We start from the raw sequence: 13,160 nt of genomic DNA, 5'->3' as shown, positions 1-13,160 counted from the left end.
AGCGGGCATGGCGGCTCGCTATGAAAGCTTTTTACAATCTTGTAATCTGTTTGTAATCTTTCCTTCAGCTAGCCTTCATTTAACGGCTTTATAGTAGAAGCAGACCCCCCTTATTCATATATTCTCTCTAGGCCCGCGCCTCGCGCGGGCCGCTTTTTTTTTGGAGCGGGGACGCCTTGGTCTGCCAAGCAAACCGCCGCCAAACAAACACCATAAGCAAAGACAAGAAATCCAAACGGATTCCATCTTTATCTTTTTCTGGGCGTGGTATCCTCTACCTATCCCCCCAGCAAAGGAGAGAATTGAAGATGAACAAGATGAAAGCGCTTAAGATGCTGCTCGCCTTGATGACCGCCTGGACGCTCCTGGCCGCGATGCCGGGCTTGGAGCGGACCGCCCATGCCGCCTCCGGATTTTACGTCAGCGGCACGACGCTGTACGACGCGAACGGCAAGCCGTTCGTCATGCGCGGCGTGAACTATGCCCATACGTGGTTCAAGAACGACTTGAACACGGCCATCCCGGCGATCGCCGCGACCGGAGCCAATACGGTGCGCGTCGTCCTTTCCAACGGCAGCCAGTACACCAAGGACACCGCCCAAAATGTAAGCGCCATCATATCGCTGCTCAAGCAGCATAAGATGGTCGCCGTCCTGGAGGTGCATGACGCGACCGGCAGCGACAGCGCCGCCGAGCTGGACAAGGCGGTGAATTACTGGATCGAGATCAAGAACGCGCTGATCGGGCAGGAGAAGTACGTCATCCTCAACATCGCCAACGAGTGGTACGGCACCTGGAACGGCAGCGGCTGGGCCAACGGCTACAAAGCGGCCATCCCCAAGCTGCGGAACGCCGGACTGACCCATACGCTCATGGTCGACAGCGCGGGCTGGGGCCAGTATCCGGATTCCATCCGCGATTACGGCCAAAGCGTGCTCGCCGCCGATCCGCAGCGCAACACGATGTTCTCCATCCATATGTACGAGTATGCCGGCGGCAACGCGCAGACGATCAAGACGAACATCGACAACGTGCTGAACAAGGGGCTGTGCCTGACGATCGGCGAATTCGGCCAGTACCATACGAACGGCGACGTGGACGAGCCGACCATCCTCAGCTACGCGCAGCAAAAGAAGGTCGGCTGGACGGCCTGGTCCTGGCACGGCAACGGCTCGAGCTACGCCTACCTCGATCTCGCCCATAGCGCAGGCGGCGGCCTGACCGACTGGGGCAATACGGTCGTGTATGGCTTGAACAACGCGAACGGCATCAAGCAGACGAGCGTGAAGGCAAGCGTGTACTGAAGCCGGCCCCGCCCTTGCCTCCCTTCGGACGGCTCGCTATCATGAGGAGAGCAAGGCCGCATCGGCAGCGGCCGCCCGAAGGGAGGACGCTTCATGCCCTATGAGGAAGGCACCGGCTTGAACGAGTCGCCGCTTTACTTCGCCTATCGCCGCGTCAGCTCCGGCTATCCGCATACGGAGACGTTCCACTCGCATCGGGGCATGGAGGTGCTGCTCGTCCACGAGGGACGGGGAACGCTGATCGTCGGCAACGTCAGCTACGCGATCCGTCCCGGCATGGTGTGCGTGTTCCAGCCCTACCAGCTCCATCATCTGAAGCTGGAGCACGGAGACGGCGGACGGTTCGAGCGCTCGCTCGCGATATTCGAGCCGACGCTGTTCGAGGCTTATTTCGAGCCGTGGCCCGCCCTGCATGCGTTTTATGGCGCGTTGTCCAACAGCCGGCTGCCGTCGCCTTGCCTCTATGGAGCCGAGGAAGCGGGATTGGCGGAGCTGTTCCGCGACATGCGGCAAAGGCTCGACCGCCTGACGGAAGCCGAGCAGCTCGAGGAAATCTCGCTTTTTCTCGTGCAGCTGTTCCGCGGCCTGAAGGAGGCCTGGCGGCAAGAAGCCGCTCCGGCCGCTCCGCTGCCTTCCCGCAGCCAGCACCATGCCGAGCGCGTCCTCGACTGGATCGAGCAGCGTTATGCCGAGCGGTTCCAGCTCGAGGAACTGGCCCGCGACCTTCATCTGTCTCCCCATCATCTGTCCCATCTGTTCAAGGAGGCGGTCGGCATCAGCATCACCGAGTACATGACGACGAGGCGAATGCACCAGGCGGTCAAGCTGCTCACGTCGACGGGCAAGCCGGTCGCGCTCGTCGCGGAGGAGGTCGGGTTTACGAACGCCTCCTATTTCTGCAAGCTGTTCAAGTCCCGCATGGGCGCGACGCCGCATCAGTACCGCTTGCGCGCCTCCCGCTAGCCGCAGCCGCCTTGCCCGGCCCAAAAAAAGACGAACAAGCCTGGCCCCCGCATGAAGCGGAGGCCGGGCTTGCTGCGCGGCATGGAGGAATGCTGTCCTCGCCTGCCGGGAAGAGGGGGGCGCTTGGCGATCTGAGAGCTGGGGGCTGTGGCCTGGGGGCTGCGGCCTGGGGGCTGCGGCCTGCGGTCTGTGCGGGCGCAAGGCAGCCTTACGGCCCGTTCTTCGGCTCGAGCGGACTGCCGGTCGTAATGCCGATGTCCGCGAAGTTCTCGACGGAGCTTTTCTTCTTGTGAAAACGAGGCGCATGGCGCAAGACGCCTTCCCGCGTATAGAACGGATCGTCCGGCTGCAGCGGCAGCCGCGCGGCCTCGCCGGTAGCGGCCGACTTGTAGATGGCCGTAATCAGCTCCAGCGCCGCCCGGCCGTCCTCCGCCCCGACAAGCGGCTGCACGCCGGCCTCGATCGCGCTCAGCACGTCGTCGATCTGGCCCGCATGGCCTTCATGGGCGAGGCTCGGCAGGCTTTCGTAATGGCGGCACAGCTTCTCCTCGAGCTCGCGGTTCGGCTCGGGAAAGCCATTCGCGCGAGAGGTCGAGGCGACGGCCTTCCACGGCGCGGAGACGCGGGCGTTCGTTCCCTGGAACACGAGCTGCTGCTCCTCCCCGTGATGGACGACCGAGCTGGCGATCTGGCCGAGCGTGCCGTCGGGATAGCGGAGCATCGCGATCGACAGATCCTCGACCTCGGCATTGTCATGGGCGACGTTGCCCATGAACGCCATCACCTCGCTCGGGCGGCCGCGCATCCAGAGCAGCGCGTCGATATGGTGGACGGCATGGTTGAGCGTCGGCCCGCCGCCTTCCTTTTCCCATGTCCCGCGCCACCACAGATCGTAATAGCTATGCCCCCGCCACCAATAGGAATCCGCCTGGGCGTGCAGGATCCGGCCGGCGAGGCCGCTGTCCAGAACGGACTTCAGCTTCATCATCGGATCGCGGAACCGGTTCTGCGCGACGACGGAAACGAGGCGTCCCGCTTGCCGCGCCGCGTCCGCGATCCGGTCGCATTCCTCGAGGGAAGCGGCCATCGGCTTCTCGATCAGGACGTCGCTGCCCGCGCGCAGGAAGTGGATCGCAGTCTCGGCATGCGTGTACGGCGGCGTGCAGACGGAGACGAGATCGAGGTGCATGCCGCCCAGCTCGCGCCAGTCGGAGACGACTTTTGCGTCGAGGCCGTACCGGTCGGCTCGGGCTTGCGCCTTCTCGGGATAGAGATCGCAGATCGCGACGATGCGGCAGCGCTCCGGGAAGCGCAGATAGCCTTCGATATGCGCGGCGGAGATCGCGCCGGCGCCGATGATCGCAACGTTCAACATAGGTCAGCCCTCCTGGGATGGTTCGAATCGCTTGATCGCTTTCCTCCCAAGCATAGCGGGGCCGAGCATGCGGCAGTCGGCTGCGGTTGCGGAAAAAATAACGCTCTGTTGCGGAGCGCCGCCTCGGAGCGGCGGCGGTCAGCGTCCGGGCTCGATCGCGTTCTCCAGCTCCCGGTCGAGGTCGGCCGCGCCGGCGCGCAGCTGCTCGTCCGTCCAGCCAAGCTCGCGCGCCATGAAGCGCAGTACCGGCTCGCGCCAGCGGAGCGCCGCCGCCCGGTCGAACAGCGAGAGGCCGGTGCGGCGGACGAGGAAGTCCGCCGGCCGCGCCGCCATCTCGCTGCGCAGCGCATAGCGCAGCTCGGCCATCAGCGCGCGCGGCAGCCCGGCTGCGCTCGCGGACGCCTCGTCCGGCAGCTCCGCCAGCACCGCGGCGGCGTTGCTGCCGTAGCGGGCGGCGATGCGCCGCGCGTCCTCCTCGGCGAGGCCGAGCGACATGCCGCGCGCCGCGGCCGCCTCCACCGCGGCCGGCAGTCCGGCCGAGCCGCCGACGTCGCCGCCGGAGACGGGCAGCGTGCGCGTGCGGCTGCGGCCGAACGGGCCGCGCCCGGCGCGCTCCAGCTCGCGGACGACGAGGTCCGTCACCGTCTCCGCCATCTTGCGGTAGCCGGTCAGCTTGCCGCCCGCGATCGTGAGCAGTCCCGAGTCGGAGCGGAAGATCTCGTCGCGCCGCGAGATCTCGGACGGATTTTTGCCTTCCTCGAAGATCAGCGGCCGCAGCCCCGCCCAGCTGGACTCGACGTCGGCCGCCGTCAGCCGCAGCTCCGGGAACATCGCCGCCGCCGCGTCGACGATGTAGCGCCGGTCCTCCTCCGTCATGCGGGGATGGATCGGATCGCCCTCGTAGTCCGTGTCGGTCGTGCCGACGTACGTCTTGCCGTCGCGCGGAATCGCGAACATCATGCGGCCGTCCGGCGTGTCGAAATAGACCGCCTGGCGCAGCGGGAAGCGCGCGCCGTCGAAGACGAGATGCACGCCCTTGGTCAGCCGCAGCGTCTTGCCCTGCCGCGAGCCGTCCAGCTCGCGGATGCCGTCCACCCAAGGTCCGGCGGCGTTCACGATGACGCGTGCGCGCACGTCGAAGGCGCCGCCGCCGAGCCGGTCGACCGCGCGGATGCCGCTCAGCCGGCCCCGGGCCGCCGAGCCCGCGGATGCCGAGCCGCTTCTGGACGCAGCGGCGCCGGCAGACCGCGCTCCGCTGCCTTCAGCGCCGATGCCGTCAACGCCGCCGTCGTACAGCAGCCCCTCGGCCTTGACGTAGTTGACGGCGCAGGCGCCGAGCTCCGCCGCCTTTTTGGCGACCTCGATCGTCAGCCGTGCGTCGTCGGTGCGGTACTCGACATAGCTGCCTCCGCCGAGCAGTCCGTCCCGCCGCAGCAGCGGCTCCAGCTCCGCCGTCGCCTCCGCGCCGAGCATACGCCGCCGCTCCCGCAGCTTGACGCCGGCGAGCCGGTCGTACAGCGCGAGGCCGAGCGAGGTCGACCAGCGGCCGAACGTGCCGCCCCGGTAGATCGGCAGCAGCATGCGCTCCGGCACGGTCACATGCGGGCCGTTCTCGTACACGATCGCCCGCTCGCGCCCGACCTCGGCGACCATCCGCACCTCCAGCTGCTTGAGATAGCGGAGCCCGCCGTGCACGAGCTTCGTCGAGCGGCTCGACGTGCCGGCGGCGAAGTCCTGCATCTCCACGAGCGCCGTCTTGAGCCCCCGCGACGCGGCATCGAGCGCGATGCCGGCCCCCGTGATGCCGCCGCCGATGACGAGCAGGTCCCAGGTCTCGTCCTGCAGCCGCGACAGCAGCCGCTCCCGCTCCAGCGCGGAGAATGCCGGCGCGCGGCCTCCCGCCGCCGTTCCTTGCTCCCTTGCCGTTCCCCTTTGCCCTTCCGATCCGTTTCTCTCCATCTGTCCGTCCTCGCTTTCCCGCCCGCCGCCGCTTTGCCCCCGAGAGCCCCGCTCCCCGGACCAAGGCATGAAAAAACGCCGCAAGGAACCGCGGCCGGCCTGCATTCCTGCAGGCGGTCCGGTCCTTGCGGCGTTCTCCCGTTCTCAGCGCCGAGCTTATCAACTTGTTGCTATAAGCGTACCAGATGACGGCGCTAATGAAAAGCCCTTGCGGCGGCGACCGCTTTTTTCCAGCCGCCGTACAGCTCCTCGCGGCGATCCGGCTCCATCGCGGGCTTGAAGCGCCGCTCCATGCTCCAGATCGCCTTGAGCTCCTCGAGATCCTGCCAGTAGCCTGCGGAGAGCCCGGCCAGATAGGCCGCTCCGAGCACCGTCGTCTCGTTGATCTCCGGCCGCTCGACCGGCACGCCGAGGATGTCGCTCTGGAACTGCATCAGGAAGCCGTTCTTGACGACGCCTCCGTCGACGCGCAGCGAGCTCAGCTTCATGCCGGAGTCCTCCTCCATGACGGCGAGCACGTCGCGGGTCTGGTAGGCGAGCGACTCCAGCACCGCCCGGACGAAATGCTCCTTTTCGGCGCCGCTCGTCAGTCCGAACACCGCTCCGCGCACCTCGCTGTCCCAGTAAGGCGTGCCGAGCCCGACGAACGCCGGCACGACGTAGACGCCCTTGGTCGAGTCGACGCGCATCGCATACAGCTCGCTGTCCTTCGCGGCCTTGAGCATGCGCATGCCGTCGCGCAGCCACTGCACGGCGGAGCCGGCGACGAACACGCTGCCCTCGAGCGCGTACTGCGCCGGGCCGCCGTCCGCGCTGCAGGCGATCGTCGTCAGCAGGCCGTGCGCCGAGGCGATCGCCCGGGTCCCGGTATTCATCAGCATGAAGCAGCCGGTGCCGTACGTGTTTTTGGCCATGCCCGGCTCGAAGCAGGCCTGCCCGAACAGCGCCGCCTGCTGGTCGCCGGCGACGCCGCGGATCGGGATGCGGCAGCCGAAGAAATGCGCCTCGTTCGTCTCGCCGAAGCTGCCCGAGGACGGCCGCGCCTCCGGCAGCATCGCCTCCGGCACGCCGAGGATGCCGAGCAGCTCGGGGTCCCAGCGAAGCTCGTGGATGTTGAACAGCAGCGTGCGCGAGGCGTTCGTATAATCGGTCGCGTGCACCGCGCCGCCGGTCAGCTTCCAGACGAGCCAGGCGTCGATCGTGCCGAACAGCAGCTCGCCGCGCTCCGCCCGCTCGCGCGCCCCCTCGACATGATCGAGGATCCACTTGATCTTCGTGCCGGAAAAGTACGGATCGAGCAGCAGGCCGGTCTTGCCGCGGAACGTATCTTCATGCCCCGCCTCGCGCAGCTCCTGGCAAATATCCGCCGTCTGGCGCGACTGCCAGACGATCGCGCGGTGGATCGGATAGCCGGTCTTCCGATCCCAGACGACCGCCGTCTCGCGCTGGTTGGTGATGCCGATCGCGGCGATCTGATCCGGACGCAGCTGCGCCTTGGACAGCGCCGCGGCGATGACGCCGAGCACCGACACCCAGATCTCGCTGGCGTCATGCTCGACCCAGCCCGGCTGTGGATAATGCTGGCGGACCTCCTCCTGCGCGGACGCGACGAACTCGCCGCCGCGGCCGATGATGACCGCGCGGCTGCTCGTCGTGCCCTGGTCGATGGACAGGATGTAACTATCGCTCATGAAGGGGATCGCCTCCTAAGGGTTGGATGTAGGCTCGAAATGCTTCCAGAGCGGCTCGCGCGACGTCGTCACCGCCGACGCTCCGGCCGCCAGCGCCGCCTCGACCTCGTCCGCGGTGCGGACGAGCCCTCCGGCCAGCACCGGCAGTCCGGTCCGCTCGCGCACCTCGGCGATGAGGCCGGGCAGGATGCCCGGCAGCACCTCGATGCAGTCCGGCTGCGAGCGGGCCAGCAGCGCATAGCTTTTTTCCAAAGCCCCGCTGTCCAGCAGGAAGATCCTCTGGATCGCCAGCAAGCCGTTCTGCTTCGTCTTGGCGATGACGCTCGCCCGCGTCGACAGCAGCCCGGCGGGTCGGATCGTCTGGCAGAGGAACTCGGCCGCCGCCTCGTCGTTTTTGAGCCCCTCGATCAGGTCCGCATGGATGAACAGCTTTTTGCCGTGCGCGGCGGCGAGCTCAGCGGCGGGCCTCAGCCGGCTGATGTGGCTGTCGAGCAGGATGAGATGCGTATAGGACGAGCGAAGCAGCCGCTCCAGCTGCTTCATGCTCCGTGCGGCCGGCAGCACGGGCTGGGATGGGAATGTCATGTCCGCCTCTCCTTCCTTCGCCTTCTGCACGATTGTAGCGGGCTGTCGGAAACCGTGTCAACCGCCCGCCTCGGCCGCGCGGACGGCCGCGACGAACGCCGCGGCTCGCCGCTCCATCTCCTCGAACCGCCCTTGGCGGGCGAGCTCGAGCTGGACGAGCTTGCTGCCGAGTCCGACGGCAGCAGCCCCCGCCCGCAAATAATCGCCGATGTTGTCCAGGTCGACGCCGCCGGTCGCCAGCATCGGAATATGGTTCAGCGGCGCCTTCAGCTCCTGCAGGTAGCGATGTCCGAGCGAGGCCATCGGGAAGATCTTCACCGCCTCGGCTCCCGCCTTCCAGGCGCGGACGATCTCCGTCGGCGTCATGACGCCCGGCCAGACCGAGACGCCACGGCTCGCGCCGTACTCGACGACCGCCTCGTCGAGGTTCGGCGAGATGAGGAACTCGGCGCCGGCCGCGACCGCCTCGCGCGCCATCCGCTCGTCCAGCACGGTCCCCGCTCCGACATGCGCCTGCCCGTCCAGCTGCTCCCGCCATCGCGCGAGAATCGGCAGCGCTCCGTCCGTATTGAGCGTCACCTCCATCAGGCGGATGCCGCCGGCCGCCAGCGCGCGGGCCGCTCCGTCGGCCTCCTCCCGTCCGATGCCGCGGAAGATCGCGACGATCTTCTCCCGGGTCAGCGCATCCAACAGCAAGCTCATGCTTGTTCCTCCTCTTCTCCGATCGCGTCCCAGTAGTCGTAAAGGATCTTGGCGAACAGGTTCGGGAACGCGAGCTCCCGCATCCGTTCCCTGCCGATCCAGGCGTAGCCCTCCGGCAGCGCCGGAGACGAGGCGGCAGCGGCCCCGTAGAGCGCCGCCGCCTCGGCGGCCCGCTCCGCGCCCGCCGGACCGCCTTGGGCCGGCGCAGCCTCCGTGCCGCCGCCATGGACTCGGCTTCCGCTCGCTCCGCCGCGCGCGGCCGGCAGCCTCAGGCGTGCGGCCGCCTCGCGCGCGGAGTCCGCGCCGAGGTCCAGCTCCGCCGCGTAGATGCGCATCATCCAGTGCAGATGGCTGAACGTATGCTCCTCCGACCCGAGCCAGCGGCGGGCGACCGCGCGCAGCCCGGTCTCCTCCTCCAGCCGGCGCAGCAGCTCGGCCGCATCCGCGGCCTGCCGCTCCACCGTCGGCTGCGCCGCGGCGGCCAGCTTCGCCGCGCGGCCGCGCGGCTTGGCCGCAGGCTCGTCCAGCAGCACATGCGGCAGCTCCCACAGGCTGGCGAGCAGCCCGCTGTCCGGCCGCTGCCGGACGAGCACCTTGCCGGCATGCTCTCCGACGCCCTCGATGACGGCGGCGACGCGCAGCTGCGGCTTGGGCGGCTTCGCCTTGGCCTTGACGGGCAGCTCCGTCTCGCGCCCGGCGATCCGGCCCGCGCAGAGCGCCATGACCGGGCAGGTCAGGCAGCCCGGCGTGCGCGGCGTGCAGACGAGCGCTCCAAGCTCCATGAGCGCCTGATTGAAGTCGCCCGCCGCTCCATCCGGGATGAGCGAGGCGGCGAGCTTTTCCATGCCGATACGGGTCGACGGCTTGGCGATGTCCTCGTCGCGGTTGAAATAGCGCGAAAGGACGCGCATCACGTTGCCGTCGACGGCCGGCTCCGGGCGATTGAACGCGATGCTCATGATGGCGCCGGCCGTGTACGGGCCGACCCCTTTGAGCGCCGACACGGCCGCCTTGTCGTCCGGCACCCGTCCGCCGTAACGCTCCGCGACCTCGCGCGCTCCGGCCTGCAGGTTGCGGGCGCGCGAATAATAGCCGAGGCCCTCCCAGTGCTTGAGCACATCGGCTTCCGGCGCCTCCGCCAGCGCCTGCAGCGTCGGAAAGCGGGCCATGAAGCGCTCGTAATAAGGGATGACGGTATCGACCCGCGTCTGCTGCAGCATGATTTCGGATACCCAGATCCGGTAGGCGTCGCGATCGCGCCTCCAGGGCAGCGTCCGCTTGCTCGCCCGGTACCAGGCGAGCAGCTCGCGGCTGAAGTACGTTTCCGGCGTATCCGTCTTGGTTGTCAGGTTCATGTCGTTCTCCTTCTAGGCTAAGCTCACGATCGGACGCGCGTTGGCCGCCGGTTTCGCCTCGGGCTCGTCCAGCCAGGCGAATTCCTCCAGCCAGGGCGAGACTTCCGGCAGCGGCGAATGCAGCTTTTCCTGCAGCGCCATATGCTCTCTGCGCTCGGCCATCAGCTGGCGGTAGCGCCTCGGCGAGAGGCCGATCTGCTGCTTGAACAGGCGTGAGAAATAAGGGTTGTTGAGGCCGATCGCGCGCGCCGCCTCCTGCACCGGAAGCTCGCCGCTGTCGAGCAGCTCCCTCGCGTATTCGATCTTCCGCTGGTTGACGTATTGAATCGGCGTCAGCCCTGTCAGGCTGCGGAAATAAGTGATAAAGTAGTTGGGATGAAGATAGGCGAGCTTCGCCAGCTCCTCGACCGTCAGCGCATCCATCAGATGGTCGTCGATATAGCTCAGCACCCCCGACAGCAGCTGCAGCTCGGGATGCTCGGACAGCAGCTTTCCGGAGCGCAGGCCCTCCTCCAGGAAAAAGGCGACCAGCTCCATCACGACCGCCCGCGCCTTCAGCTCGTCGGACAGCGTTCTGCGGATGCGGCTGTCGATCAGCTGCCGAAACAACGTCCTGACCCGCTCCGGATCGTCGACCCGCGCGCGGAGCGGCAGCTTCATCAGGCGGATGAATTCCGTGCTGCCCGCATCGAGGTGGAACGCCATCCAGTAAAAGCGGAACGGCTCTCCCTCCGTCACGAAGCAGCTCGTCTGCACGCCTTCGTGAAAATAGTACAAGCCCCCCGCTTCGGCGACATGCTCGCTTTTGCCGTCAAGCACGATCTCGCAGCGTCCCGTAATCGGCAGGATGAGGCAATGCTGCTCGTGGATCAGCCGCTCCCCTTGCTTTCCCGGCTGCAGCTCGCTGGCCGCAGCCATCGAGAACGTGGCGTGCAGCTGCCTCAGTCGGTGCCTGATGATAACCGATTCATTCCGATCCATCCGCTCAGCTCCCTGTCCGTTAGGTTGGAATGGGACCATGCAAACATCCCGTTTCGGGTATTATACGAAAAATACTCTAAAATTGAAATCATTCTAAACGATGAAAGGAGACAACATGTCCATGAAATCAGCCTCCACCCTCGCCTCGGCCGCGCTGATCCTCGTCCTGCTCGCGGGCTGCGGAAGCGCCGCAAAGCCGGGCGCGATCGCCATCGACGGCCCGGAACAGGCGGTCGCCCTCTACAAGCAGAGCTGCATCAGCTGCCACGGAACCGATCTGAAAGGACGCATGGGGCCGGAAACCGATCTCCACGACGTCGGAGCCCGTCTGTCCGAGCCGGAGATCCTGCGCCAGATCGAGCAGGGCGGTGCGCGGATGCCTGCCTTCGGCGAGCGGCTGACGGCCGAAGAGATCGCCGCGCTGTCAAGCTGGCTGTCCGGCCTCGGCAAGAGCGAGTAAGGCCTTGAACGAAACCGCCTCTCCCTCGATCCGCCTTTATCAGCGGCAGGACTCGCGAAATCGCTTCCCTTCCCAAAAAGCAAACGAGACGAAGCCGGTTCATTCCGGCTTCGTCTCGTTTGAGCAGCAAGCTCCGGCTCTTGACGCTTTCATGCCGACGGCAAAGTGTCAGGACCACGGAAGTCAGCTGCGAGCAGCTGACGACTCTATGCGGATATATGGATGACGCAAAATGCAAATGCAGAAGCGGCTTAAAACGAAAACGACTCCTGCAGAGGCTGGCCGTCGCGCTCCGGCCCGGCAGCCTCTGCCTCCGCCATCCCCGGCCTTGCGTCGGCCGGCGCTTCCGGCGCGGCCAGTCCGGCCGCCTCGTCGACAGCAGCCAGCCGCAGCCTCACGGCGGAGCGGATGCGGCGCACGGCGGCCGCGAGCTCCTGCGGCCGGTCCGCTTCGAGCTGCAGCGTCGAGACGAAGCTCATCGCGTTCTGCCCGGGGATGCGCCGCACGACGCTGCCGACGGGCAGCTCCTGCTCCGCCGCGAGCCGGACGCCGTCCGGCAGCAGCCCCTCCCGCTCGTAGCCGGCGTAGACGTACGCGCCGCCGACCTGCGTGCGCGCGTCGTCCTCCAGATAGAGGCGCATGTTGCAGCGGGCGGCATCCGCTTCCCGCAGCGCCGTCGACGGCAGGCCTTCCGCCGAGCCGTACAGCACGGCAAGCGCCCAGGCGCGCGTCATGTCGATGCCGTACACGTCGCGCAGCTGCGGCACGATGTTCCAGCCGCCGAAGCGGGCGGCCGTCTCGATGATGCCGACGCGGCGTCCTTTCAGCAGCTTGACCTCCGTGTGGGTCGGGCAGGTGCGCAGCCCGAGCGCCTCGTTGGCGACCCGGCACGCCTCCACGATGACCCTCTGCGCCTCGGCGTCGAGCGCGGACGGCACGAGATGCGCCGTCTCCGTGAACTCGCCGTGCTGCGGCGCCTTGTCCGTAATCGCCGCCGGATGGTAGACGCCGTCCACCATCATGCCCTCGACGGAGACGTAGTCGCCGTACAGCGGCGCCAGCTCGCCGTACCAGTCCTCGGCGCAGCCTGCCATGTACGACTCGGCCAGGAACAGGCACTCGCCGCCGTACAGCAGCCGATCCTCCTCCGAGCTGCCGAGGCTCGCCTGCACCTCTCGGAACACCTCCGCCGGATCGCGGCTGCCGTCCAGCAGCGTGACGCCGATCGAGCAAGCGAGGTAGGTCGGCTTGAGCACGAGCGGATAGCCGAGCTCGCGCGCCGCCGCGGCCAGGTCGTCCGCGCCGTAGATCGGGCGGAAGTCGGGACCGGGCGCTCCGCCTGCGCGGAACGCCTGCCGCATCTCCAGCTTGCCGCGCGCCTTCACGGCGCCCTGCACGCCGGCGGAGCGCAGGCCGAGCCGCTCCGCCGCCTTGGCCACGGACAGCACGATGTTTTCTGCGCCGCCGAACAGGATGCCGTCCGCGCCGAACCCGGCGGCAGCCTCGGCGATCCGGTCCGCCAGCTGCTCCTCCGTCAGCGTATACGGGCGCGCTCCGGTGAACGTGACGCTGGCCGGATGCTCGTAGCCGCCGGGAGGGCAGGCGGTCGGCTCCTTGAGCACGCCATGCGCATAGCGCCCGACGTCCTCCATGTAGCGGGCCGTGACGGCGCTCGGGCGCGGGACGTACACGTAGACGTCCGCCAGCTCCGCGAGCGTCCGCAGATCCGGCGGCGAGCCGCCGAGATCGGCGACGACGAGCAGCTTCTTCCTCGTCCTCTCCATG

Annotated in this window: 11 protein-coding genes; 3 read left to right on the top strand and 8 right to left on the bottom strand. The window is 67.4% G+C overall.

All coding sequences use genetic code 11. The annotated features are described in order from the left end of the window. Positions 1–317: 317 nt before the first annotated feature. Positions 318–1,304: a glycoside hydrolase family 5 protein gene (locus tag NYE40_RS06135; protein ID WP_339280023.1), complete on the top strand. Its 987-nt coding sequence runs from the start codon at positions 318–320 to the stop codon at positions 1,302–1,304. A 93-nt stretch (positions 1,305–1,397) separates the two neighbouring features. Continuing rightward, entirely contained in the window at positions 1,398–2,267 is an 870-nt protein-coding gene (locus NYE40_RS06130) for an AraC family transcriptional regulator (protein WP_052333026.1), read from the top strand. Positions 2,268–2,475: 208 nt separating this feature from the next. Here the strand turns inward: NYE40_RS06130 and NYE40_RS06125 are convergent, their stop codons facing one another. From NYE40_RS06125 to NYE40_RS06095, 7 genes are all read right to left on the bottom strand, one after another. Then, positions 2,476–3,642, bottom strand: a complete 1,167-nt coding sequence (locus tag NYE40_RS06125; RefSeq protein WP_028597896.1) for a Gfo/Idh/MocA family oxidoreductase — start codon at positions 3,640–3,642, stop codon at positions 2,476–2,478. Positions 3,643–3,780: 138 nt separating this feature from the next. Continuing rightward, positions 3,781–5,601 (bottom strand): FAD-dependent oxidoreductase, encoded by a 1,821-nt coding sequence (locus NYE40_RS06120; protein WP_084136748.1) that lies wholly within the window; start codon positions 5,599–5,601, stop codon positions 3,781–3,783. A gap of 194 nt (positions 5,602–5,795) precedes the next feature. Then, a complete protein-coding gene (gene glpK / locus NYE40_RS06115) occupies positions 5,796–7,292 on the bottom strand; it encodes a glycerol kinase GlpK (RefSeq protein ID WP_028597894.1) in 1,497 nt (498 codons plus the stop codon). 15 nt (positions 7,293–7,307) lie between these two features. Beyond that, complete coding sequence (locus NYE40_RS06110) at positions 7,308–7,877, bottom strand: glycerol-3-phosphate responsive antiterminator (RefSeq protein ID WP_028597893.1); 570 nt, start codon at positions 7,875–7,877, stop codon at positions 7,308–7,310. Between the two features lie 57 nt (positions 7,878–7,934). Next, entirely contained in the window at positions 7,935–8,579 is a 645-nt protein-coding gene (locus tag NYE40_RS06105; protein ID WP_028597892.1) for a bifunctional 4-hydroxy-2-oxoglutarate aldolase/2-dehydro-3-deoxy-phosphogluconate aldolase, read from the bottom strand. Then, positions 8,576–9,934, bottom strand: coding sequence for an A/G-specific adenine glycosylase (gene mutY, locus NYE40_RS06100; RefSeq protein ID WP_028597891.1), 1,359 nt, complete (start codon positions 9,932–9,934; stop codon positions 8,576–8,578). Before mutY ends, NYE40_RS06105 begins: the two co-directional genes overlap by 4 nt. Before the next feature lie 12 nt (positions 9,935–9,946). Continuing rightward, positions 9,947–10,915: an AraC family transcriptional regulator gene (locus NYE40_RS06095; protein ID WP_052333025.1), complete on the bottom strand. Its 969-nt coding sequence runs from the start codon at positions 10,913–10,915 to the stop codon at positions 9,947–9,949. Positions 10,916–11,030: 115 nt separating this feature from the next. Between NYE40_RS06095 and NYE40_RS06090 the strand changes: the two genes are divergently transcribed. Next, positions 11,031–11,375, top strand: a complete 345-nt coding sequence (locus NYE40_RS06090) for a cytochrome c (RefSeq protein WP_339279543.1) — start codon at positions 11,031–11,033, stop codon at positions 11,373–11,375. Between the two features lie 251 nt (positions 11,376–11,626). On the opposite strand, the gene NYE40_RS06085 is transcribed toward NYE40_RS06090, so the two are convergent. Next, complete coding sequence (locus tag NYE40_RS06085; protein WP_339279542.1) at positions 11,627–13,159, bottom strand: ATP-grasp domain-containing protein; 1,533 nt, start codon at positions 13,157–13,159, stop codon at positions 11,627–11,629. Position 13,160 lies beyond the last annotated feature (1 nt).

Origin of the sequence: Paenibacillus sp. FSL W8-1187 (genome assembly GCF_037965485.1) — a bacterium.
In the GTDB taxonomy this organism is placed as follows: Bacteria; Bacillota; Bacilli; order Paenibacillales; family Paenibacillaceae; genus Paenibacillus_O; species Paenibacillus_O pasadenensis.
This window is presented reverse-complemented; position numbering and strand designations above follow the sequence as displayed.